This is a genomic window from Micromonospora sp. RTBAU3-60 (assembly GCF_054963695.1).
In genome coordinates this window covers 1-23,447 of sequence record NZ_JBUEGB010000070.1, presented here as the reverse complement: position 1 = coordinate 23,447, position 23,447 = coordinate 1, and the positions used below count along the sequence as shown (strand labels likewise).

The 23,447-nt window shown below is 70.3% G+C and carries 16 protein-coding genes and 3 pseudogenes; 8 read left to right on the top strand and 11 right to left on the bottom strand.

Translation table 11 applies throughout. From position 1 onward, the window contains the following. Positions 1–81 precede the first annotated feature (81 nt). From ACY34I_RS34125 to ACY34I_RS34115, 3 genes are all read right to left on the bottom strand, one after another. Positions 82–2,466: a sodium-translocating pyrophosphatase gene (locus ACY34I_RS34125; RefSeq protein WP_462759283.1), complete on the bottom strand. Its 2,385-nt coding sequence runs from the start codon at positions 2,464–2,466 to the stop codon at positions 82–84. Between the two features lie 316 nt (positions 2,467–2,782). Further along, positions 2,783–3,223 carry an ATP-binding protein gene (locus tag ACY34I_RS34120; RefSeq protein ID WP_148797822.1) on the bottom strand — a complete coding sequence of 147 codons (441 nt, stop codon included), beginning with the start codon at positions 3,221–3,223 and terminating at the stop codon, positions 2,783–2,785. Beyond that, positions 3,220–3,576 carry an STAS domain-containing protein gene (locus tag ACY34I_RS34115; protein WP_148797823.1) on the bottom strand — a complete coding sequence of 119 codons (357 nt, stop codon included), beginning with the start codon at positions 3,574–3,576 and terminating at the stop codon, positions 3,220–3,222. Before ACY34I_RS34115 ends, ACY34I_RS34120 begins: the two co-directional genes overlap by 4 nt. A 138-nt stretch (positions 3,577–3,714) precedes the next feature. Here ACY34I_RS34115 and ACY34I_RS34110 point away from each other — a divergent pair, with 138 nt between their 5' ends. Together ACY34I_RS34110 and ACY34I_RS34105 are read left to right on the top strand one after the other, a co-directional pair. Continuing rightward, entirely contained in the window at positions 3,715–6,285 is a 2,571-nt protein-coding gene (locus tag ACY34I_RS34110; RefSeq protein WP_462759282.1) for a DEAD/DEAH box helicase, read from the top strand. A gap of 110 nt (positions 6,286–6,395) precedes the next feature. Next, the gene (locus tag ACY34I_RS34105; RefSeq protein WP_462759281.1) at positions 6,396–6,974 is read left to right on the top strand and encodes an LURP-one-related/scramblase family protein; all 579 of its coding nucleotides are present in this window, start codon (positions 6,396–6,398) and stop codon (positions 6,972–6,974) included. A gap of 331 nt (positions 6,975–7,305) precedes the next feature. On the opposite strand, the pseudogene ACY34I_RS34100 reads toward ACY34I_RS34105, so the two are convergent. The 3 genes and pseudogenes from ACY34I_RS34100 to ACY34I_RS34090 all read right to left on the bottom strand — a co-directional run. Continuing rightward, positions 7,306–7,647: pseudogene (locus ACY34I_RS34100) on the bottom strand (Rv3654c family TadE-like protein); the annotation flags it as partial. Positions 7,648–7,731: 84 nt separating this feature from the next. Beyond that, positions 7,732–9,798 carry a HelD family protein gene (locus ACY34I_RS34095; RefSeq protein WP_462759280.1) on the bottom strand — a complete coding sequence of 689 codons (2,067 nt, stop codon included), beginning with the start codon at positions 9,796–9,798 and terminating at the stop codon, positions 7,732–7,734. Between the two features lie 879 nt (positions 9,799–10,677). Then, positions 10,678–11,067, bottom strand: coding sequence for a hypothetical protein (locus ACY34I_RS34090; RefSeq protein ID WP_462759279.1), 390 nt, complete (start codon positions 11,065–11,067; stop codon positions 10,678–10,680). Positions 11,068–11,536: 469 nt separating this feature from the next. On the opposite strand from ACY34I_RS34090, the gene ACY34I_RS34085 reads away from it, so the two are divergent. Beyond that, positions 11,537–13,597 (top strand): amylo-alpha-1,6-glucosidase, encoded by a 2,061-nt coding sequence (locus tag ACY34I_RS34085; protein ID WP_462759278.1) that lies wholly within the window; start codon positions 11,537–11,539, stop codon positions 13,595–13,597. A gap of 171 nt (positions 13,598–13,768) precedes the next feature. Here ACY34I_RS34085 and ACY34I_RS34080 read toward each other — a convergent pair whose 3' ends face one another. Together ACY34I_RS34080 and ACY34I_RS34075 are read right to left on the bottom strand one after the other, a co-directional pair. Then, on the bottom strand, positions 13,769–14,917 hold the full coding sequence (locus tag ACY34I_RS34080; RefSeq protein ID WP_462759290.1) for a low temperature requirement protein A: 1,149 nt from the start codon (positions 14,915–14,917) through the stop codon (positions 13,769–13,771). Positions 14,918–15,353: 436 nt separating this feature from the next. After that, positions 15,354–15,527, bottom strand: a complete 174-nt coding sequence (locus ACY34I_RS34075; protein ID WP_462759295.1) for a hypothetical protein — start codon at positions 15,525–15,527, stop codon at positions 15,354–15,356. On the opposite strand from ACY34I_RS34075, the pseudogene ACY34I_RS34070 reads away from it, so the two are divergent. Then, positions 15,516–15,851: pseudogene (locus ACY34I_RS34070) on the top strand (DUF1775 domain-containing protein); the annotation flags it as partial. The gene ACY34I_RS34075 and the pseudogene ACY34I_RS34070 sit on opposite strands and share 12 nt — an antisense overlap. A 562-nt stretch (positions 15,852–16,413) precedes the next feature. Here the strand turns inward: ACY34I_RS34070 and ACY34I_RS34065 are convergent. After that, positions 16,414–16,827 (bottom strand): cupin domain-containing protein, encoded by a 414-nt coding sequence (locus ACY34I_RS34065; RefSeq protein WP_462759294.1) that lies wholly within the window; start codon positions 16,825–16,827, stop codon positions 16,414–16,416. Positions 16,828–16,882: 55 nt separating this feature from the next. After that, on the bottom strand, positions 16,883–17,509 hold the full coding sequence (locus ACY34I_RS34060) for a hypothetical protein (protein ID WP_462759277.1): 627 nt from the start codon (positions 17,507–17,509) through the stop codon (positions 16,883–16,885). 75 nt (positions 17,510–17,584) lie between these two features. On the opposite strand from ACY34I_RS34060, the gene ACY34I_RS34055 reads away from it, so the two are divergent. Together ACY34I_RS34055 and ACY34I_RS34050 are read left to right on the top strand one after the other, a co-directional pair. Continuing rightward, positions 17,585–18,526, top strand: coding sequence for a tyrosine-type recombinase/integrase (locus ACY34I_RS34055; RefSeq protein WP_462759276.1), 942 nt, complete (start codon positions 17,585–17,587; stop codon positions 18,524–18,526). Between the two features lie 346 nt (positions 18,527–18,872). Continuing rightward, positions 18,873–19,679: an HAD family hydrolase gene (locus tag ACY34I_RS34050; protein ID WP_357434756.1), complete on the top strand. Its 807-nt coding sequence runs from the start codon at positions 18,873–18,875 to the stop codon at positions 19,677–19,679. A gap of 37 nt (positions 19,680–19,716) precedes the next feature. Here ACY34I_RS34050 and ACY34I_RS34045 read toward each other — a convergent pair whose 3' ends face one another. Continuing rightward, positions 19,717–20,463 carry a Fic family protein gene (locus tag ACY34I_RS34045; protein WP_462759275.1) on the bottom strand — a complete coding sequence of 249 codons (747 nt, stop codon included), beginning with the start codon at positions 20,461–20,463 and terminating at the stop codon, positions 19,717–19,719. Between the two features lie 263 nt (positions 20,464–20,726). Here ACY34I_RS34045 and acs point away from each other — a divergent pair, with 263 nt between their 5' ends. Then, on the top strand, positions 20,727–22,715 hold the full coding sequence (acs, locus tag ACY34I_RS34040) for an acetate--CoA ligase (protein ID WP_462759274.1): 1,989 nt from the start codon (positions 20,727–20,729) through the stop codon (positions 22,713–22,715). A 398-nt stretch (positions 22,716–23,113) separates the two neighbouring features. Continuing rightward, positions 23,114–23,412, top strand: a pseudogene (locus ACY34I_RS34035) (DUF2637 domain-containing protein); the annotation flags it as partial. Between the last annotated feature and the right edge of the window lie 35 nt (positions 23,413–23,447).

The window sequence follows — 23,447 nt, the reverse complement described above, 5'->3', positions numbered from 1 at the left end:
AGGTTTCGGGCAGGGACCGCCGGACGGACCGGTTCCCGGCCGGCGCGAGGCCGACCGGGAACCGGCACCAACTCGTCCAGCTCAGGCGCGGACCGGCTCCGCCCGCTCCTCGGCGCTGCCCGCGGTGTCGCCGCCGCGGTCGTCGTCGCCCATGGCGACGCCCTTGCGCTTGCTGAACACCACGGCCGCCACGATGACCAGCGCGGCCACCACGGCGATCGTGATCCGCAGGGCGGTGTTCTTGTTCTCGCCCACGCTCCAGGCCACCACGGCCGGCGCGATCAGCAGCGAGACCAGGTTCATCACCTTGATCAGCGGGTTGATCGCCGGACCGGCGGTGTCCTTGAACGGGTCGCCGACGGTGTCGCCGATGACGGTCGCGGCGTGCGACTCGGAGCCCTTGCCGCCGTACGCGCCGTCCTCCACCAGCTTCTTGCCGTTGTCCCAGGCGCCACCGGAGTTGGCCAGGAAGACCGCCATCAGCGTGCCCGCCCCGATGGCACCGGCCAGGTACGACGCCAGCGCGCCCGGGCCGAGGCCGAAGCCGACCGCGATCGGCGCCATGATCGCCAGCAGGCCGGGGGTCATCAGCTCCCGCTGCGCGTCCCGGGTGCAGATGTCGACCACCTTGCCGTACTCGGGGCGCTGGGTGCGGTCCATGATCCCGGGCAGCTCGCGGAACTGCCGGCGTACCTCCATGACCACGGCGCCGGCCGAGCGGGAGACCGCGTTGATGGCCAGGCCGGAGAAGAGGAAGACCACCGCCGCGCCGACGATCAGGCCGACCAGGTTGCGCGGGTTCGCCACGTTCAGCAGGTTGGTGATGGCGTCCTCGACGTTCGCCACCTTCGCGTCGCCGAACGCGGTCTTCAGCGTGTCGGTGTACGAGCCGAACAGCGCCGTCGCGGCCAGCACCGCGGTGGCGATGGCGATGCCCTTGGTGATCGCCTTGGTGGTGTTGCCGACCGCGTCCAGCTCGGTCAGCGTCCGCGCGCCGTGCTCGTCGATGTCGCCGGACATCTCGGCCACGCCCTGGGCGTTGTCGGAGATCGGGCCGAAGGTGTCCATGGCGACGATCACGCCGACGGTGGTGAGCAGGCCGGTGCCGGCCAGCGCGACCGCGAACAGCGACAGGGTGATGGAGCTGCCGCCGAGCAGGAACGCGCCGAACACGCCGGCGCCGATCAGCAGCGCCGAGTAGACCGCCGACTCCAGGCCGACGCTGATGCCGGCCAGGATGACGGTGGCCGCGCCGGTCTGCGAACTCTTGCCGATGTCCTGCACCGGGCGCCGGTTGGTCTCGGTGAAGTAGCCGGTGAGCGCCTGGATCGCGGCGGCCAGCACGATGCCGATCACCACCGCGCCGATGGCCAGCCCGCGGGGGCCGAACGGCGGCTCGCCGTCGGTGACGTTGAGCGTCGCCCGCCAGTTGTCGCCGAGCAGGTCCGCCCAGGTCGGCTTCAGGTAGCCGAACACGGCGATCGCCACCAGCACCGCGGAGACCAGGGCGGACAGGTAGAAGGCCCGGTTGATCGCGGTCAGCCCGTTGCGGTCGGAGGCGCGCAGCCGGGTGATGAAGACACCGACGATCGCCACCAGCACGCCGATCGTGGAGATGATCAGCGGCAGGACCAGGCCCTCGTTGCCGAACGCGGCCCGGCCCAGGATCAGCGCGGCGACCAGGGTGACCGCGTACGACTCGAAGAGGTCGGCGGCCATGCCGGCGCAGTCGCCCACATTGTCGCCCACGTTGTCGGCGATGGTCGCGGCGTTGCGCGGGTCGTCCTCGGGGATGCCCTGCTCGACCTTGCCGACCAGGTCGGCGCCGACGTCGGCGGCCTTGGTGAAGATGCCGCCGCCGACCCGCATGAACATGGCGAGCAGCGCGGCGCCGAAGCCGAAGCCCTCCAGCACGGTCGGGGCGTCGCCCTTGTAGAGCAGGACGACCAGCGCCGCACCGAACAGGCCGAGGCCGACGGTGAGGAAGCCGACCACGCCGCCGGTGCGGAAGGCGATCCGCATGGCGTTCTCGCGCCCGCCTTCGCGCTCCCGCGCGGCCGCGGCGACCCGCAGGTTGGCCCGGGTGGCCAGCCACATGCCGGCGCCGCCGATGAACGCGCTGAACAGGGCGCCCACGACGAAGAACGCCGACCGGCCGATCTTCACCAGGGTCTGGTTGCCGTCGGTGTCGTGCACCGGCAGCAGGAACAGCAGCACGACGGCGATCACCACGAAGATCGCCAGGGTGCGGAACTGCCGCAGCAGGTACGCGGACGCGCCCTCCTGCACCGCCCCGGAGATCTCCTGCATGTTGGTGGTTCCCGTACCGGCTGCCAGCACCGCCCTGGTCAGGGCGGCCGCGAAGACGAGCGCCACCAGCGCGATGACCGCGGCGATGACGACGTACGTCACGTTGGCTCCGGTAAGGGACAGTGCGCCGCCGTCGGCGGCCAAGGTCCCGGACATCTATGTCCTCCTGTACCGAACACTCGCGCCGATTCGTGGAGACGCACGGACCGACGCCTGGATGCGGACTCGCAAGCGCGCGCCAACCCACCCCGGCGGACCAGCGATGAACACCCATTCCCGCTGGCTGCGGGACGGGTCACTTGCTGACAACCCGGGTACTGTAGCCCTCCGACGTGTTGCGGGTCACAGGGAGGGGGCACCCCGCCCCGATGATCTTCGTCGCTGTGCTATGCGAAGAAATCTGATATATAGGGCGGTCAGCACGACGAGGCCGCGTTCCCTGGTCGGGAACGCGGCCTGCGGGGGTGGTGGGTCAGGAGCGGTCGACCGGCCAGACCATCCGGACCTCGGTGCCGACGCCCTCGTCGACCGGGCGTACCTGCAGGTCCTCCACGAAGCCGGCGAGCAGGGCGAAGCCCACGCCGGTGGTCAGCGCGTCCTCGCTGAGCGACTCCTTGGCCAACTCGTCCGGGGGCAGCGCGGCGAGACCGATGCTCGCCTCGATCGGGGCGCGGTCCACCACCCGGACCGAGTACGCCCCGCTGTCCGACATCTCCACCAGCACCGGATCGGCCAGCCCGTACTGCCGGTGCAGGGCGACCGCCCGGGTGCACGCCTCGCCGATCGCCAGGCGCACCTCGTCGAGCAGGTCCTCCCGTACGCCGGCTCGGCGGGCCACGGCGACGCCGACCAGGCGGGCGGTGCGCACGTGCACCGGGGCGGGCGAGAAGGAGAGCTTGACGGTCGCCATCATTCGCCGGCGCCGGTCGGATCGGCGCTGATCGCCGCGTCGACCGTGGGATGCAGCGGAAAGACCTGGTCCAGCGCGGTGATCCGGAAGATCTTGAGCAGCGGTTCCTTGTCGCAGACCAGGGCGAACGAGCCGCCGGCCGAGCGGAGCCGCTTCAGGGCGCCGACCAGCACGCCGAGCCCGGTCGAGTCGAGGAAGTCCACCCGGCCCAGGTCGACCACGACCCGGCGGGCACCGCCGTCGATCAGTTCGAGGAGCCGTTCCCGCAGGCGTGGGGCGGTGTAGACGTCCACCTCACCGCCGACCTCGAGCACCGTGTGCTCCCCCACGGTGCGGGTCGCCAGCGACAGCTCCATCGGTCCCTCCTCGGTAAGCTCTCCTGGGCATCTAACCATCCCCGCCGAAAAGCCCCGGTGGGTCACCGGCCGAGGCTCAACCCCCTTACCCAGGCTCCCCGCGTTTCATTTCCCGATCGTGTTCCGAAGGTGCAGGACGTGACCCACGACAGCTTCAGCTCGGCGCGTCTACCGCCGCGCCACGACCAGAAGCCGTCGGCAGCCACCGTGCCCGCGATCAGCGGCCCCGGGCGACCGCCCGGCGAGCTGCTGCGCCGGCTGCGCGCCCGGCACTGCGCCGACCCGGTCACCCACGTCGAGCGGGTGCCGGCCCGGGCCGGGCAGCCGGCACCGTGGCCGGCCTGGGCCCCGGAGGAGCTGCGGGCCGCGTTCGCCCGGCGCGGCGTGGTCGCCCCGTGGCGGCACCAGGCCGAGGCCGCCGAGCTGGCGTACGCGGGGACGCACGTGGTGGTGGCCACCGGAACGGCGTCCGGCAAGTCGCTGGCGTACCAGCTCCCGGCGCTGAGCACGCTGCTGGCCGACCCGCGCGCCACCGTGCTCTACCTGGCCCCGACCAAGGCACTCGCCGCCGACCAGCTGCGCGCCGTCGCCGGGCTGGAGCAGGAGGGGGTACGCCCCGCCTGCTACGACGGGGACACCCCGCGCGCCGAGCGGGAGTGGATCCGGCGGCACTCCCGGTTCGTGCTGACCAACCCGGACATGCTGCACCACGGCATCCTGCCCGGGCACGCCCACTGGTCCGGGTTCCTGCGCCGGCTCGCGTACGTGGTGGTGGACGAGTGCCACACCTACCGGGGCGTGTTCGGCTCGCACGTGGCGCACGTGCTGCGCCGGCTGCGCCGGCAGTGCGCGCGCTACGGGGGTACCCCGGTCTTCGTGCTGGCCTCGGCGACGTCGGGTGACCCGGCGACGGCGGCCGGGCGGCTCACCGGGCTGCCGGTCACGGCCGTCACCGAGGACACCTCGCCGCGCGGCGGGGTGACCTTCGCGCTGTGGGAACCGCCGCTGCTGCCCTCTTCCGGGGCCGCCGCTCCCGACACCGACCTTCTCCAGGTCCGCCGGTCGGCGCTGCGGGAGACCGCCGACCTGCTCGCCGACAGCGTCGTCGAGGGGGTACGCACCCTCGCCTTCGTCCGGTCCCGGCGCGGCGCCGAGGTGGTCGCCGCCAACGCCCGGCGCGCGCTGGACGAGGCGGTGCCCGGGCTCGGCGACCGGGTGGCTGCCTACCGGGCCGGCTACCTGCGCGAGGAGCGGCGCGAGCTGGAACGGGCGCTGCTGCACGGCGACCTGCTCGGGCTCGCCTCCACCAACGCCCTCGAACTCGGCGTCGACCTGGTCGGGCTGGACGCGGTGCTGATCTGCGGCTGGCCGGGCACCCGGGCGTCGCTCTGGCAGCAGGCCGGCCGGGCCGGACGCTCCGGCGACGAGGCGCTCGCCGTGCTGGTGGCCCGGGACGACCCGCTCGACACCTACCTGGTGCACCACCCCGAGGCGCTGTTCGGGCGGCCCGTCGAGGCGACCGTGCTCGACCCGGCGAACCCGTACGTGCTCGCCCCGCAGCTCGCCTGCGCCGCGCACGAGGCCCCGCTCACCCCGGCCGACCTGGAACTCTTCGGGGAGGGCGCGAAGGAGGCGGTCGAGGAACTGGTGGCCGCGGGGGCGCTGCGGCAGCGGCCGACCGGCTGGTACTGGCGGCACCGGGAGCGACCCGAGGTGGACCTGCGCGGCGAGGACGGGGCGCCGGTCTGCGTGGTGGAGGAGTCCACCGGTCGGCTGCTCGGCACGGTCGACGGCGGCTCCTCGCACTTCCTCCTCCACGCCGGCGCGGTCTACCTGCACCAGGGCGTGTCGTACGTGGTCGACGCGCTGGACCTGGCGGACGGGTGCGCGCTGGTGCACGCCGAGGAGCCGGACTGGTCCACCCACGCCCGGGACGTCACCTCGCTGTCGGTGGTGTCGGTCCGGTCGTACGTGGACGCCGGGCCGGTCGGGCTCTTCCTCGGCGAGGTGGACGTGACCAGCCAGGTGGTGTCGTACCAGCGGCGGCGGATCGCCACCGGCGAGGTGATCGACACCCGGCCGCTGGACCTGCCGGCCCGGGAGCTGCGTACCGTCGCGGTCTGGTTCACCCTCTCCCCGGAGTCCCTGGCCGCGGCGGGGATCGAGGCCCCCGACGTCCCGGGCGCGCTGCACGCCGCCGAGCACGCCGCGATCGGCCTGCTGCCCCTCATGGCGACCTGCGACCGCTGGGACATCGGCGGGCTGTCCACCGCCGTGCACCCGGACACCGAGGCACCCACCGTCTTCGTGTACGACGGCCATCCCGGCGGCGCGGGCTTCGCCGAGCGGGCGTACGGGACGGCGGCGGCCTGGCTGCGCGCCACCCGCGACGCGATCGCCGAGTGCGGCTGCGAGTCGGGGTGCCCGTCCTGTGTCCAGTCGCCGAAGTGCGGCAACGGCAACAACCCGCTCTCCAAGCCGGACGCGGTCAAGGTCCTCGACGTAGTGCTCGCCAACCTGGCGATGGTCGGTGGCTCTCCCCGCGCGGCGTCTTCCGGCGCAGCGGCATCCGGCGCGTCTTCCGGCACCGCGTTTTCCGGCGTGGCGGCTGATGGGTCTCGGGGCGCAGTCGGGGCGGTCGTGCCCCGGCAGGACGAGCGGTCGGTGGAGCGCTCGGTCGCGGGGGGCGGCGCTCCGGAAACCGCCTGAGCGGCCGGGAGCACCTCACCTCCGTCGGACGGGCCGGTCGGGCCGTCGGGGGTGTGGAGACGAGGGACGCGCTGTGCGAGACTCCGGCGTCCCCCATTGAAGGAGATCGTGTGCAGCCCGACAGCTTGCAGACCCAGCACCAGTTCATCGTCCGTCAGCGGATCCGGATGATGGTCAACCAGTACGAGGTCCACGCAGTGGCACCGGACGGCTCGGAGGGCGCACTGCTCGCGTTCGCGCAGCAGAAGCGGCTCGCGTTCAAGGAGCAGGTGACCATCTACACCGACGACTCCAAGCAGTACCCGCTGCTCGGCTTCAAGGCCCGTCAGCGCCTCGACCTCGGTGCCACGTACGACGTGACCGACCACGCCGGCACCCCGATCGGCCTGTTCCGCAAGGACTTCGCCCAGTCGCTGCTCCGGTCCACCTGGCACGTCGAGCAGGCAGGCCTGCCGCCGATCACCGGGCAGGAGCGCAGCCTGCCGGTGGCGCTGCTGCGCCGGTTCGTCGACTCGCTCTCCTGGCTGCCCTACCACTTCGACTTCCTCGCCGGCGGCCAGCCGGTGTTCTCGGTCGACAAGAAGTGGGGCCTGCGCGACCGGTACGTCGTCGACATCCAGCACCCGCAGATCGACCGGCGGCTGGTCATCGCCATGGCGGTCGGCCTGGACGCCCTGCAGTCCCGCTGAGGCCGGGTGCAGGACCGGGTCCTTTTCGTCCACCGCCCGCCGCCCCGGTCACCGCTTCCCGGGCACGCGCCGCGCCTCCGCCGACGCCGACCGGGCCCGACTCCGCACCGCCGCGGCCCCCGACCGTCCGGCGGTGACCGGTGATCGCGACCAGGGCGAGGACGAGTCGGGTGACGTCCGCCCCGGCCGGCTTCCACCTCAACGGTCGCCCGGTCGGGCTGGGCGGTCGGGGGTATGCCCCCGTACCGCCCAGCCGGACCGGGTCCCGTCCCCGTCCTGGGCGTCCCTCGGTTGCCGGGCGCGCCGCCCGACCAGGCGGTGAGGGACGCCGTCAGCCGCGGACCGGGCCGGCTCGGGAGGTCGCGGTGGCGGTGCGGGCCAGCCACGGCAGCGGAGCCACCTTGACCTCGGTGGTGACGAGCACGTCGAGGCCGTCCAGCCGACAGGCCACCAGCCGGCCGCCGTTGGCCCGGGCCAGCTCTTCGGCCCGTCCGCACGCGACGCCGTCACCCTCGAGCGCCCGCCCGGCACCCGCCAGCGCCCCGAAGTCGGCCGCGTTCTGCGCCTGATGACGGGCGGCCCGGGCGGCACCGAGCGCCGCGTCGAAGAGTCCGACCAGCACGAACACCAGACCGACCGCGAGCAGGCAGACGGTTGCTCCGCCGCGGTGGCCAGTCGGCTGGTCACCGCGGCCGGCTCGTCCGGCTGCGCCGGCTGCCGGGCGCGGGCATGATCATCGGCTGGTTTTCAACGCGAGTCACGGGCGAGTGAAGGGCAGCGGCTTGGTGTGCAGGATGACCAGCTCGGCGACGGCCCGGGTCAGGGCGACGTAGAGCCGGTTCATGCCGCGCGGCTCGGCGGCGACGATGTCGGCGGGCTCCACCAGGACCACCCGGTCGTATTCCAGGCCCTTGACCTGGCTGACCGGGAGGGCGTTCAACGACGCGGCCAGATGGTCGGGTGCGATGACCGCGCCGCTCTCCTGGGCCACCGCCGCGGCCAGGTCGTCCACCTGGCGAATCTCCAGCGTGCCGCCGGGCCGGAAGGAGCGGGTGGGCTCGATCCCGGGTGCGAGGGCGAGCGCGGCGAAGTCGGCGATGACCTGCGGTACCCGGTATCCGGTGGGCAGGTCGAGGGTCCTGACCTCGCGCTTGCCCAGCCGCTGCACCAGCTCCGACCACGACTCGGCGGCCAGCGGGTGGGTGGCCTGACCGAGGTCGCCCACGATCGTCATCGAGGCGTGGGCGGCGCGCCGGGCGATCATCCGGCACTCCATCGGCGACAGATCCTGCGCCTCGTCGAGGATGACGTGCAGGTATACGTCCTCGACGGGCTCCTCGGCCTCGGCGACGGGCAGCGGCTCGGCGAGCACCGGCACGTACCCCTCCTCGCCGTAGGGGTCGAAGCCGTCGATCCAGCTCGTCACCTTGTGCCCCTCGCGCAGGAGGATCCCCGACGCCCAGCGCTGCGCCGCCCAGTAGCCGTTGTGGTCGATGGACTGCCCGGACTGCGCGATCGGCGTGGAAAGTCCGGGCGCGAACAGTTGCCAACCGTCGTTGAGGCTCCAGCTCAGCACGAAGGTCTCCGCCAGGCGGACACCGCTGCTCAGCTCGCGCGCCTGCCACTCGGGCGTCTTCGTGGCCGCCTTCTCGGGCCTCCCCAGGATCTCGGCGAGTTCGTCGAGCAGCGGGACGTCGTCCACCGACCACTCCCCGTTCTGCGCGGGCAGCACGTCCTGCGGGGTCAGCGACGGCCACCACGCGTTCAGGAACGCGTCCGGGATCTCCTTGCCGTTCAGCAGCTCGGAGAGCACCTTCGCCGCTTCCGCGCGGGCACCGTTGGGCTTGATGCCCTTGGCCTCGCAGCGCTTCCTGATTGCCAGCCGCGCCTTCGCCAGGTCGTCGGCGTTGAGGGTGCTCAGCCGGTCCGGCGCGTTCGGCGGGATGTCCCAGGCCAGCTCGGTCAGCACCCGCACCATCTTCAGGTCACCCTTGGACCTGGCCACCTCGGCGGAGTCACGCCGGGTCGCCACGACACCCTCGAACAGCTCGCCGAGCGCTCGCAAGTGGACGCTGTCCTCGCCGAGCCCGGGCAGCACCCGGCCGATGTATTCGGTGAACACCGTCGACGGGCCGACCACCAGGACGCGGCCGTCGGCGAACTTCCCCCGGTCGGAGTAGAGCAGGTAGGCGGCGCGGTGCAGGGCGACCTGGGTCTTGCCGGTGCCCGGGCCGCCCGTGATGAGGGTGACGCCGTGCGCGGGAGCCCGGATCGCCTCGTCCTGCTCGCGCTGGATCGTGGTCACGATGTCGCGCATGTGCTCGCCGCGTTCCCTGGTCAGCGACGCGAGCAGGGCACCTTCGCCGACCACTCCCTCGATGTCCTCCTCGGTCAACACGTCGTCGTCGAGACCGATCACCTTGGGGCCGGCGCAGGTGATGACGCGGCGGCGCTCCACACCGAGCGGCTCGCCGGGGGTGGCGCGGTAGAACGGCGCGGCCGCCGGCGCACGCCAGTCCACCACCAGTGGCTCCCGGTCCTCGTCGCGCACGCCGAGACGGCCGACGCGATAGGTGTAGCCGTCGTCGAAGTCCAGCCGGCCGAAGACGACGCCCTCCTCCTGACCGTCGAGATCGGACATTCTGGCGGCGGCGCGCAGCACCATGGCATCGCGCTCCACCAGACCGGTGAGCGGACCCGACGTGGCGCGGTTGTGTCCCTCCTCCTTCAACTCCTTCGCCTGCTCACGCATCACCTCAAGGCGCGCGTAGACCTTGTCGACTACCTGCTGTTCGATGGCGAACTGCTGTTCTGCTTCGGACACGGTGCTCCCTTGCCGGTCGCCTGGGCACGCCCCGCCTGCGGGCTGGTCGAGAATATGTGCTGGTCAGGGGCACAAAATCGGCATCCAGGACGATTCGAACCGCTTGACCGACCGATACGATGGAAAGGGCAGAGGATGAAATCTCCACCCGTTCGACGGTCGACCGGATGAAGAGCTCGGCCGGCACCTGGCGAGCCTCACCAAGGATCCGGCGGGAATCCGACCGGCGGCGCACCGACTGGGTTGTCCCGTCGATCCTTGCTCGCGGATCCGGCCCTCCCCCTGGAGCCGTAACTGGCGGAGTTCGGCCCCATCGGCGAGGTGCGCCAGCCGGAGTGGTCCAGCGAGATCATGCGTCACGACTACTGACGGGGAGAGCCCCTGACCTGCTGCGGTGCAGCGCTCCCAGATAGGGACGACCCCCGTCGGGGGGATGCGGACCGAAGTTGTCGGATGTTGTCCGCTTCTAGCGGATCATGCTGGCGAGCAGGTGGGGATCGCTGTCCTTTGGCATCCGGCACCGAGTCGGATCGAGGCTTCTGCTGCCTCCTCGCTGCCTCGCGGCTGCCCGACGTCTCGCTTACAAGAGGAACATGCCGCTGGCGCGGCACCCCAGCTGTCTGGAAGTAGCGGACACTGGTCCATCTCACTCAACGTCTCGGGCTACTTCCGTCTGAGTTCTGTGCATCCCGATCGCACACGTCCGGCAACGGCTGCACCCACTGAGCCTCATCTGTGCCAGCACTCTTCAGTGCGCTGCCGTCCGGGCTGTTGCTAATGAGAGTTACCAGGTCGGTTGCGGCAGACTCGGCTGCGGTAGCCGCTGGGGAAAGGTCCCCTCACGAAGTCGGGCATCCGTGCGCAACGGCAAGCTGCTCCTCAGGTGGCTTTCGCGATCTCCCGCCGCTCGCTCACCGGCTCCTCATCACCGCGCTGATCCTGGCTGCGCTTGACTAGCCGATCCAACTCCCACATGGCGCGCACCCGGGCCGGCGTCTGCCACCACCGACCGTCGAGGATCATCGCAATCTGTTTCGACAGGTCATGAATCAGGCGCGCCTTGTCGTGGCGGGTACGGGCCGACAGCATGACTCCCTGCACGGCACTGATGTACGACATCACCAGCTTCATCGATGGGCCGAGAAAGGTGCCGGCATGCCGGTCCATGGAGTCAACGAGCACCTGCGCCTGGTCGCGCAGCCGCTCGTATTGGCGTTTCCGCTCGGCGAGCAGACTGTCCCTCACCTCCCCAGTGACGTCTTTCGGCATGTCGATGCAGAGGAAAGCGGCGGGCAGAGCAATACCCGTGATATGGCCGCCGACACCTCACGTCGGGAGCGGAGAGCCCCGAGAATCCGTTCCTTGCGGGCTTCGAGACGTGGTTTGCCGCATACTCGACGGCAAGCGTGACCAGGAGCGCGGTCACGGCGGAGATCATCACCATCGACGGCGGGGAGTCCGCCGGCTGACCTTGACTGACCACCGACCCTCAGCCCTCAAGTCGCCCGGCTCGGCCCGTGGCTGTGAATGACCAGTGGAGCAGTTTGGGCGCGGACAGCTCGTTCGGAAGTGCGGCCAGCAGGTGGCCGAGCGGTGGCCAGCTTGTCCCGTATCGGACCGGCATTCGGGTTTGGAAAGTCCTGGTGTAACGACATCTGGGAGGGTAACCCACTCGCCAACCAGTGGACTTTGACAGCACCGGCGGCTCGTGCTGCCAGAGCGGGGAACGGGGGGAAGCGTGCGGCTCGACCAGATCAATATCCTGCAGGGAGACGCCTTCGTTGTAAGCGACCGGCAGGGCGACATCAACCCCGCTCCCAACGTCCCGGACGGGCTGTTCTATCGCGACATGCGGCACCTATCTCGCTGGCAACTGCGCCTCAACGGCCACGAACTGGAGGCGCTGAGCGCGGACAACCTCGAGTACGACGAAGTTGTCTTCTTTCTGATCGAGCCGACCGGAACGATCTACAGGAACCCGTCTCTGTCGGTCACACGCCGCCGTGAAGTGGCGACTGGCATGAGCGAGCGCCTCACGGTCCACAACTTCGGCAACACACCGGTCGCCTTCGAACTCACGATGATCTTTGACGGTGACTTCGCCGACATCTTCGAGGTCAAGGACCAGATGTCGAAAACCGGCCATCTGTACCGCCGTCGGCGCGACGGCGGGATCACCTTGGGCTACCGCCGCGGCGACTTCTGCCGCGAAACGCACATTGACGCTCCCGGCGCCTTCGTCACCGAAGAATCGCTCACCTACCGATACGAGCTACCACCGGGACAAGAGTGGGGCACCGACATCCAGATCCGGATTGGGGTCGAAGTGGACACGGCGCTAAAGCGCCACCACCACACTCCGGACATGCCTTACAGCATTCGAGAATGGCTGGACGCGTCACCCATCCTGGACACGGATTGGGACGACCTGATGCACACCTACCACCGCAGCCTTCTCGACCTTGCCGCGCTGAGGTTCTACCCCTTCGCTGGAGATCAATCATCTCTGCCCGCCGCCGGGCTGCCCTGGTTCATGGCGGTGTTCGGCCGCGACAGCCTCATGGCCAGCTATCAGATGCTGCCATTCCACCCCGAACTTGCCTATACGACGCTGCGGGCACTCGCCGAGCGGCAGGCGATCCATGAGGACGACCATCGCGATGCCGAACCAGGGAAGATCCTGCACGAGCTGCGCCACGGGGAACTGGCCCATTTCGGCGAACGTCCGCAGTCCCCGTACTTCGGCGCCGCTGACACCACCCCGCTGTTCCTGATCGTCCTAGACGAGTACGAACAGTGGACCGGTGACAGGAAGACCGTCCGAGACCTCGAGCCCGCGGCCCGCTCGGCGTTGCGGTGGCTGGAGACGTACGGCGATCTCGATCACGACGGCTACATCGAATACCAGACTCGCAACCCGCGCAGCGGTCTCGTCAACCAATGCTGGAAGGATTCCTGGAATTCCGTCGTCCACCCCGACGGCAGCCTCGTCAAGCTTCCCCGGGCCACCTGCGAGATTCAGGGCTATGCCTACGACGCGCGCCGTCGAACGGCGCGCCTCGCGCGGGAGATTTGGAACGACTCCGACCTCGCCGAGCGCCTGGAACGCGACGCCGAGGAACTCTATCGCCGGTTCAACACCGACTTTTGGCTACCCGACCTCGGCTATTACGCGCTCGCGTTGGACGGGGACAAGAAGCCGGTGACCACATTGACTTCTAACATCGGACACCTGCTGTGGAGCGGGATCGTGCCGCCCGAACGCGTTGACGCGCTCGCCGCGCTGCTCTGCGGACCCCGGATGTTCACCGGATGGGGCGTGCGCACCCTCGCTGACGACCAGCCAGCCTACAACCCGCTTGAGTACCACAACGGCACCGTCTGGCCGCACGACACCGCGATCGCAGCAGCGGGGCTGGCCCGGTACGGACACCGCGACGAAGCCAACCATCTCGCGATGGGGCTGTTGCAGGCCGCCCATCATCTGCACCACCGACTGCCCGAGGCACTCGCAGGCTACCCACGAAAGAACACCCTGGTGCCCGTGCTTTACCCCACCGCCTGCTCCCCGCAGGCGTGGGCAGCTGGTGCACCGATGATGCTGCTCCGCATGATGCTCGGCATCGATCCGGAGCCCGACACCCTGGCCGTGCGCCCACACCTACCTACGGAGGATCTCCGCCGCCTGGCACTGCACGGAGTGCGCTTCCGCGGCACCCGGGTCGAGGCCCTCGGGGGCACCGCCGCACACGACCTAGATCGAATGAAGCCGATACCGGGCGCCCGCGAGCTTCAGTAAAGAACACGGCACTCGCGATCGAGATCACCGTTGGACGGCAGCTGCCGCCGGTACATCCTTGCCCCTGAAATCGGCGGCATCTTCCCGGTCAGGCTTACGTGTACCTCGATGGACGCTTCAATGGGCAGGCCCCCGTCAGCCGCTTTGATCAACAATTGGCCAAAGGCCGGGCTAGCCATCCGTGGCGGTCCGGGCGGCGCCCTGCCTGCGCCGGGTGGCGATGACGGTGGTGGCGACGAGGGCGGCGAGGAGCAGAGCGGTCAGGCGGGACGGTGCGGGCGTGAGCGGTGTGAGCAGCACGAGCGCGGTCGTGGCCCAGAACGGCACGGTCATCTTCAACTGGCCAAAGGGGCGGATGTGCAAGGTCCAGACTGCGATCAGGTAGATGGCGACCGGCGCGGCCACGGCGTACCCGGCGGCGACGCGCCCAAGGTGCGCGTTGCTGGTTTGGTAGTCGACGTCGGTGGCGAGGCCGGCGCCGAGCGCGGCCGCCGACGCGAAGATCAGGTACTGGCCGTATCCCCACAGCAGCGCCACGCGCGGCGAGGCCGCCAGGTGGTGAACCGGGCGGTCGAAATACAGCCACCACATCGCGAAGACGATCACGACGCCGGCACCGGCGATGGACAGAAGAGTGCTCGCGTCGGTCCCCCTGTCAAAAGCGGTCTGGATGGCCAGGCTGGCTGCGAGCACCGACTCGCCGAGCACGATGATGGTGAACAGGCCGTACCGCTCGGTTATGTGGCGTGGGTGCCAGATGATCGGAGCGGGGCGCCTCGCCCAGAACGGTAGAAGCAGCTCGGCGAGGGCGATCGCAAGGAAGCCGGGCAACAACCACCCGTCGGGCAGAGCCAGCCGGGCGATCCAGGCCGCCTGCAGCACGACGATGCCCACGACATAGCGTAGTGCCGTGGCCCGCCGCGGCGGGTCGCTGCGGGCCACGCGCAACCATTGCGCGACCATCGCCAGCCGCATGATCACATACCCGTACGTAATCACGGAGAAGTCGCCGTGATCGAAGGCGCGAGGCACGCCACCCGCGATCACCAGCGCCCCGACGATCTCGACCAGCGTGGTGAGGCGGTAGACGTCGTCCTCGGGGTCGTACGCGGAAGCGAACGTGGTGAAGTTCATCCACGCCCACCAGATCGCGAAGAACACCGCCGGGTAGACGCCGATCCCGTGACCGACGTCGGCCTCGCCAAGGTTGTGGTGCAGTCGGTCGGCGGCCTGCCTCATCGCGGCGACGAAGCACAGATCGAAGAGCAGCTCCAGTGGAGTCACCCTCCGGTACGGCTCGTCGGTGGGGCGGGCGACCATCGGCCGGTACCAGGCACGCGAGGGAATCCGCGGATGACTCGCGGTGTCGGACATGGCAGCACCTCGGACGGCTCGCGCAACGAAGATTCCCTGAGCCGATCATTCCGAACACGACCCGTCCCGCGCGGACGCTCACCAAAGTTCCCATGAACGGGTATGGAAGTCGGCTCAACAGGCCGAACGCGAGGCGACTCGAACTGGAGCGTTGACGCCGTGGACAACCCTGCAGGACGGCAGCGCCGCCTGGAACCGCAACCGGCTACTGCCCCGCATCACCGCCGCAGACAGCACGGGCCCGGCGTGGCCGGCACTGCGCCGCACCGTACGAGCCGAAGCCGGGCTGCTAGCCGCCGTCATCGCCACCATCGGCGTGCTGATCACCCAGAGCCCCGTTGACGACAACGGCCCCGCTCCACCTCCCATTGACCGCCCGGCATCAGTCGAGCTCAGCGCACAGCTCGGCAACCACCGGGCCGTCATCGTGCTGACCCCCGGCACGACCGGCGTCAACGCGCTGCAACTCACCATCCTCGACGACGACCGCCGTCCGGTCGAGCCGGTCACCGCGCCCGAGCTCCGATTCAGCCTGCCCGCCCAGATGTCGGCCCACTCGAACGCCCCGTCTCCCGCACCGCGCCCGGCCGGTACGAGGCCGTCGCCGAGTTCCCCCTGCCCGGCCAATGGATCATCGAGGTCGGCGTCCGCACCTCCAAATACCAGAGCCCGGTCGCGCGAACAACCCACCGGCTGGAAAGCGACGACCGACCCCGGCCGGGTCACCTGGACCGGACCCGGGCTCGATCCCGGCACCGAAGCCGCCTTCTCCCTCACCACACGGCTGACCGGAACGATCGGACAACCACTGCGCTTCCCCACCGTGCAGCGCTGCGCCAACGGCCAGGCATACGAATGGACCGACCCGCAACCCGGCGACGCACGCCCACAGAACGCACGCCGTTTGCCATCCCGTCTGCCGCCGACCCGCCCTCCGGGGAGCGGGCCGCCGCCCGGTCCGCCACGTCAAGACGGCCTTGACGGCTCGTACGGGCGCTGGCGGGCCGGGCGGTGGTCTGCTCGGCTTGCCCGGGTCGGTGGCTGGCGGGATGGCCCTGCGCAACCACCCACGGACCGCAAGGCGCGGACGGAGCCCCGGCCATCCTGGAGTCGTTGCGCCCCCGCCGGAGGCGCAGTGACCGCGACCGGTCCGCCGCCGCGACCCGCCGCACGGCCCCGGCGTGCCCTTCCCTGCGCCGCGCTGCTCGGGCGCGGCGCGGCCGGCTGCCGGCGACGAACCTCCACCACTCTCCCCGCTATCCCGTCTGCGGCGCGGCCCCGGGCTCCCCGCTCTCCGCGCCAGCCGCCGGGCATCCGGCGTGACGGCCGCAGAGCGACAGCGGCAGCGGCCGGCGCGCGCCCAGGCGGCGGCGCGTGCGGCCCGTCAAGGGCCGCCTTGAAGACGTACAGAAACTTTGAACAACTTGCCGGCAGCCGGCCGCCTAGGCTGCGTCTCTCACCTCGTAGGGATGTGTGTCGGCCGGGTCGTACGGCTGGTCGGCCAGCTCCACCGCCTGCGAGTACTCCAACGCGTAGTAGACATGCGCGCACCGCGGCTGCACGGTGACCAGGTCTCCCGGCTCAAGCGTCAAATCCGCTCGTTCGCCGGAGTCCAGGTCGTGATACACCGCCCGGACACGCCCGCTGATCAGATACAGCAACTCCGTCTTGTGAGCATGGAAGTGGTTGCCGCGTGGCTTGCTAGCGTCCGGCCGGAACTCCACGTAGGCGAGGAACTTGTAGCTGTCTCCGTTGACCACCTGGGCCAGCTCGCCCGCCGGCGACTGGATCCGCCCGCCCCCGGGTGGGATCGGAGGCATCAATACCGGGAGCCGTCGCAGCTGCATCTTCTCCACGGCCTCATCGTAATTCCTCGCCCCAGGTTCACTGGCCAAGCAAGGTTGCTCTATGTCAGGCCAGAAGTTCCTTGGCCAGGTGTTCAAGGTCGACGTGATCGGAGCCTTCCCATAGCTGCTCAACTGCTGCGAGGTACTTGCCGATCAGGGGCGTTGGTTCGTCCGGGTCGAACTCGTACTCGTAGACGGGCGAGTCGGCAGCGTCGACTAGCGGCAGGTACGGGATCAGGCGTAGCCACCCGTCGACCAGCAGGATGTTCAGGCTGGGCAGTCCGGGATAGGTCCTGGCCTGCACGTGTTCGACCGGGAACCCCTGCTGAGTGGCGCGTAGCCGATGCCTGGCGCAGGTGTAGAGGACGTCGTCGATTTCACCGGCCTGCCTGATGCTCGGGCACAGGCGCCGGGTCAACTCGGGCTCCTTCATCAGCGGCCCGCGCGGGTCCGACACGACAACCCGCAGCGTTGCGCCCTGCGTGATCGCGTCACGCACTGCAGGCTGGTACTGCGAAACCATCGCGTTGTAGCCGGTGTGCGCTGCGAAGAAGATGCTGCGCGCCGTTCTAATCCGTTGGGCAACACCTCGGTTGTCTTCCTCAGTCAGGTCCAGATGGATTCTGAGTCCTTGGGTGCTCAGGCTTGCATCGCCCGTGGCGCTGGCTGGGTGCGCGGTGATGGTGGGCACACTCGGCTCTGACTTGCACGGCTCGAAAAGCTGCTCGGCAGTCCACTCCGGAAACATTGCCTCTAGGACCCGGCAATGGTCCGGGTACGACAACTCGCCCCCACCACGGTCGCCAAGTGCTACCAACTGCTGTCGATGATCCTCCGGACTGCGGTCCAGGCCCGTTTTATCGCCGCCAACCCGGCCGAGGGCGTGAGGCTGCCGCGTGACCGGTCGCGGGACGTCAAAGCGGTGACGATCAGCCGGGAGGACTTCTTCGGCAAGCTGCTCCCCGCCGTACCGCCCGGGCATCGGACGATCGTCTCCGCAGCCGCCGGGGCGGGCCTGCGCTGGGGAGAATGCGCCGGGCTGACGTGGTCGTCGGTGAACCTCGACCGGGCCGTGCTGCGCGTGGTCCAGGTCGCCGAGGAGACCCACGGCGGCATCCTGCTCCGCCCGTACCCCAAGAGTCGGGCCGGTGTCCGCACCGTGCCTCTGCCGGACTTCCTGGCGTCTGCGCTGCGCCAGCTGCACGCCGAAGCCGGCGACCCGGACCCACGAACGCTCGTCTTCCGCGACCGGGTCGGGCGCCCACTGCGCCGGTCGAACTTCCGCCGCCGCGTGTGGCTGCCCTCGCTGGTCCGCGCCGGCCTGCTCGGCCAGGTCGTCAACACCGGCCCACATCGCTACCGAGCAGTCTGGCCCGACCGGGAGGGCGTCGAGTGGTCGGCCGAGTTCACCACCGAGCGGGAAGCAGTCGCCTGCGTGGCGGCCAAAGCGGTTGGCGGAATGCGGTTCCACGACCTGCGGCACGCCTACGCCACCTGGCTGGTCACAGACGGGGTGCCGATCAACCTGGTGCAGCGGGTCATGGGCCACGAGCAGGCGTCAACCACGCTCAATCGTTATACGCACACCCCGGACGACTACGCGGCCCGCGTCCTGGCGGCCTTCGACAGCTCTGCTGCCTCTCTGCTGCCTCAAGACGAGGAAACCTCGACGGAAAGTGCCCCGGACGAGGACGAGGAGGGCTTGTGACCTGCTGCTGTGCAGCGCTGCCAGATAGGGACGACCCCCGTCGGGGGGAGACGGGGGTCGTCGTGAGGTTCGGCTCCGGGGGGGTCGAGCCGAACCCGCTCAGCGGCCACGGGGGGTGCAACCGCCGAGGGCATTTCAGACGACGAGAGGTGAACTCTCATCGCGAGCACAAGCATGCCGCAGCGGACCCGTATACGTCGAGTGGTGTCGGCTCCACACACCGCTAATTCACGTTCGCAGAGTGTGACCGCCATCACTCCGCGACGGACCCGGCGCATCTGGCCGCCGCCGGGGTGTCCCCGGGGGGCCGCGCTGGCCGTCGCCCCTCGGGCTAGACTTTCGCGCCGTGGGCCGAAGCGCCGCTTTCTTCGATCTGGACAAGACCGTCATCGCCAAGTCGAGCGCACTGGCGTTCGGTCGGCCGTTCTACCGGGACGGGCTGATCACACGGCGTGACGTGGTCAAGTCGGCGTACGCGCAGCTGATGTTCCGGCTGGGCGGCACCGACGAGCAGACCATGGCCCGGACCCGGGACTATCTCGCCACGCTCTGCAAGGGCTGGCAGGTGGAACAGGTCCGCCAGATCGTCGCGGAGACGCTGCACGAGCTGATCAACCCCTACGTGTACGCCGAGGCCGCCGCCCTCATCGAGGAGCACCAGGCCGCCGGCCGGGACGTGGTGCTGGTCTCCGCCTCCGGCGAGGAGATGGTCCGGCCGATCGGCGAGCTGCTCGGGGTCACCGACGTGATCGCCACCCGGATGGCGGTAGAGGACGGCCGTTACAGCGGCGAGGTCGAGTTCTACGCGGCCGGCCCCAGCAAGGTCGACGCCGTCGGCGAGCTGGCCGTCGAGCGCGGCTACGACCTGGCCGACTCGTACGCCTACTCCGACTCGTACAGCGACCGGCCGCTGCTGGAGTGCGTGGGGCACCCGACCGCGGTCAACCCGGACCGGGCCCTGCGCAAGCTGGCCGTGGAGAATTCCTGGCCGGTGCTGGAGTTCCGGCACCCGGTCCCGCTGGGCCGGCGGCTGCGGGAGCGTCCCGCCGTGCCGGTTGCCGCAGCGGCCCTCGGCGTCGGCGTCGGGGTGGCCATCGGCATCGCCTGGTACGGCCGGCACCGCCGTACTCGCGCCACCACCCCCACCACCTGACCGCACCGCCAGTGACCGGGAGGCCGGGAGCGCGGGGTCAGGTGGCGGCGAGGATCTCGTCGCCGATGAGGGCGATCTGGTCCGCGCCGACCTCGACCGCGGTCATGTAGTGGCGGAGCCAGGAGCGCAGCCCGTCCGGGGTGCCGGTGGCGAAGGCGCCGGCCGCGCCGACGTACTCGGGCTCCCGCTCCCGGTGGCCGACCTCGACGGCGACCAGCCCACGCGGGTCGAAACCGGTGGAGATGAGCACCAGTCGGGCGGCGGCCCGGGCCACCACCCCGGAGGGGCCGGCGAACGGACGCAGGTTCAGCAGCTCGCCGTGAACCACGGCGGCGAGCACCAGCGGCGGCACCTGGGTGCCGCCGGCGACGAGCCCGGCCAACCCGTCGAGACGGGCCGCGACCACCGGGTCGGACACCGGTCGGCCCAGCTCCGACTCGGCGACGACGTCCCGGGCGGCGAGGACGTGCAACCTCGCCAGGACCTGCCGGGGAGCCTTCGGCCAGAGGTCGCTCAGCCCGGGCAGCGCCCCGGCCACCCGCAGCGCCCCCTGCAGCAGCGGGTCGGTGACCGTGCCGGCGCGTACCTCCTCGCGGTCGTGCACCCGGCCCTCCAGCGCGGCGCTGGCCACGGCGGAGCGGAGGCTGACCTCGGCGGCGACCTGGCCACCGTGGCGGCGCAGCGCGCGGTGCCGGTGCGCCTGGTCGACCCGCTCGCGGGCCCGCTCGACGGCGGGCGCGATGTCGGCGAGCGCGAGCAGCGGGGCGAGCGGATCGGTGGTCACCCCGCCACGCTAGCGACCAGTCGGCCGCGCGCGACCACCAGCCGCCGACAACGCGATGCGAACCACCCGGCGTAACAGGGCACTCGCGGTGAGAGGGGAACCCTTCGCTACCGAAGGCGTCAGGAAGGGGCTCTTCCTGACAACTCAGCGCGCGCCGGGGGCCGCTGGGCGCGCGAGGTCGGACCGGGTTGTCGCGGGGCGGCGACCGCGCGACTAACCTCAGCGGCGTACGAGACGCAGGTCACGCGACGAAGGAGCACCGCATGAGCGAGGCACTGGCCAACTTGCTGAACGAGACGCGGCAGTTCCCGCCGCCGGCCGAACTCGCCGCGAACGCCAACGTCAAGGCCGACGCGTACGCCGAGGCGGCGGGCGACCGGCTCGGTTTCTGGGCGCGCCAGGCCGGCCGGCTGACCTGGGCGAAGCAGTGGGACCAGGTGCTCGACTGGTCGAACGCGCCGTTCGCGAAGTGGTTTGTGGGCGGGCAGCTCAACGTGGCGTACAACTGCCTGGACCGGCACGTGGAGGCCGGCCGGGGCGACAAGGCGGCGATCCACTGGGAGGGCGAGCCGGGTGACACCCGCACCCTCACCTACGCCGACCTGCACAAGCTGACCTGCCAGGCGGCCAACGCGCTGACCGACCTGGGCGTCACCGCGGGCGACCGGGTGGCGATCTACCTGCCGATGATCCCGGAGGCGGCGGTCGCCATGCTGGCCTGCGCCCGGATCGGCGCCACGCACAGCGTGGTCTTCGGCGGCTTCTCCGCCGACGCGCTGACCAACCGGATCCAGGACGCCAGTGCCAAGGTGGTGATCACCGCCGACGGCGGTTACCGGCGGGGCAAGCCGTCGGCGCTGAAGCCGACCGTCGACGAGGCGGTGGCGAAGTGCCCGTCGGTGGAGCACGTGCTGGTGGTCCGCCGCACCGGCGAGGACGTCGCCTGGTCGGAGAAGGACCACTGGTGGCACGAGACGGTGGAGGCCGCCTCGCCGGAGCACGCCGCGCAGCCGTTCGACGCCGAGCACCCGCTGTTCATCCTCTACACCAGCGGCACCACCGCCCGGCCGAAGGGCATCCTGCACACCACCGGTGGCTACCTGACCCAGACGTCGTACACCACGCATGCGGTCTTCGACCTCAAGCCGGACACCGACGTCTACTGGTGCACCGCCGACATCGGCTGGGTGACCGGCCACTCCTACATCGTCTACGGTCCGCTCTCCAACGGCGCCACCCAGGTGATGTACGAGGGCACCCCGGACACCCCGCACAAGGGCCGGTTCTGGGAGATCGTCGACAAGTACAAGGTCACCATCCTGTACACCGCGCCGACCCTGATCCGCACCATGATGAAGTGGGGCGAGGACATCCCGGCCGGCTACGACCTGTCCTCGCTGCGGCTTCTCGGCAGCGTCGGTGAGCCGATCAACCCGGAGGCGTGGATCTGGTACCGCCAGCACGTCGGCCGGGGCCAGCTGCCGGTCGTCGACACCTGGTGGCAGACCGAGACCGGCGCAATCATGATCTCGCCGCTGCCGGGTGTCACCGAGGCCAAGCCGGGCTCGGCGATGACCGCGCTGCCCGGCATCGTCGCCGACGTGGTGGACGACCAGGGCCAGTCGGTGCCGAACGGCGGCGGTGGCTACCTGGTGCTCACGGAGCCGTGGCCGTCGATGCTGCGCACCATCTGGGGCGACGACAACCGGTTCATCGAGACCTACTGGTCGCGGTTCGGGGCCGGTGCCAACGCCGGCGACGAGTGGGTCTACTTCGCCGGTGACGGGGCGAAGAAGGACGACGACGGGCACATCTGGCTGCTCGGCCGGGTCGACGACGTGATGCTGGTGTCCGGGCACAACATCTCCACCACCGAGGTGGAGTCGGCGCTGGTCAGCCACCCGGCGGTGGCCGAGGCGGCGGTGGTCGGCGCGACCGACCCGACCACCGGCCAGGCGATCGTCGCGTTCGCCATCCCGCGCGGCACCGCGGAGACGTCCGGCGAGGCCGGCGAGCAGCTCATCGCCGATTTGCGCAACCACGTGGCGAAGACGCTCGGCCCGATCGCCAAGCCGCGGCAGATCATGCTGGTGCCCGAACTGCCGAAGACCCGTTCCGGCAAGATCATGCGCCGGCTGCTGCGGGACGTCGCGGAGCACCGCTCGCTCGGCGACGTGACCACGCTCCAGGACTCCTCGGTGATGGAGCTGATCTCCTCCGGCATGGGTGGCGGCAAGTCCGACGAGGACTGACGGCAGGCGTACCCGGGATGGGTGACGGCCAAAACAGGCCGTCACCCATCGTCGTTTCGGACGTACGCGTGGTGAGTTCGATGGAGGCACCGCTCCGACGCCGGCGTTCGCCGATGCCAAGGGTTGGTGCCCGGGCATCGAGATCCGCAGCGGTGCGCATGCGCCGAGACGGCGGCGCTTCCGTTGCAAACCCCTCGGGGGCCACGCAAAGAACACGACCCGGATGGTCATGATGGCGACAGCCACACCGACAGCGCATCCAGATCGTCAGACGCAGGATGGATACATCCTCTCGATCGCCGCACCCAAATGAACTGCTACGCGCCCAAGACTTCGGGCCGTCTTGACATCGGGCGGGTTGTCGCGTCGCTGGCGGACCTTGGCGCATGGTGTTTCGGCTCGCTGCTGGTCCGGAACTGCGCTGTAACCGGCGTCTCGGCATGCCACCTTTCCCGCGACCGTATTGACGGTGGCGGTGTTCCTGTCCCTGGCCGCCCAGGTCGTGGAGGCGGAAGCGTCTGTCATCGGCTGGGTTGCTGCCGCGCTGCCGGCGCTCGGCTTCCTGACGATGGTGAAGATTGCCCTCGGCCGCGCCGACCCCGCCCCACCCGACCACACCGCCCGCATGCGGGCCGTGCCGGAAGCGGCGTCGGTTCGTGGCGTTGCGGTCCCGGACAACCGCGAGCCGGTCCCCGGGGGCGTGTCAGATGGTTTGTGTAATTGATCGGCTTC

Coding starts and splice junctions, on each gene's coding strand:
- ACY34I_RS34125 (WP_462759283.1), bottom strand. CDS start 2,466: ATGTCCGGGACCTTGGCCGCCGACGGCGGCGCACTGTCCCTTACCGGA.
- ACY34I_RS34120 (WP_148797822.1), bottom strand. CDS start 3,223: ATGATGGCGACCGTCAAGCTCTCCTTCTCGCCCGCCCCGGTGCACGTG.
- ACY34I_RS34115 (WP_148797823.1), bottom strand. CDS start 3,576: ATGGAGCTGTCGCTGGCGACCCGCACCGTGGGGGAGCACACGGTGCTC.
- ACY34I_RS34090 (WP_462759279.1), bottom strand. CDS start 11,067: ATGCCGAAAGACGTCACTGGGGAGGTGAGGGACAGTCTGCTCGCCGAG.
- ACY34I_RS34080 (WP_462759290.1), bottom strand. CDS start 14,917: ATGGTCGCCCGCCCCACCGACGAGCCGTACCGGAGGGTGACTCCACTG.
- ACY34I_RS34055 (WP_462759276.1), top strand. CDS start 17,585: ATGGTCCGGGTACGACAACTCGCCCCCACCACGGTCGCCAAGTGCTAC.
- acs (WP_462759274.1), top strand. CDS start 20,727: ATGAGCGAGGCACTGGCCAACTTGCTGAACGAGACGCGGCAGTTCCCG.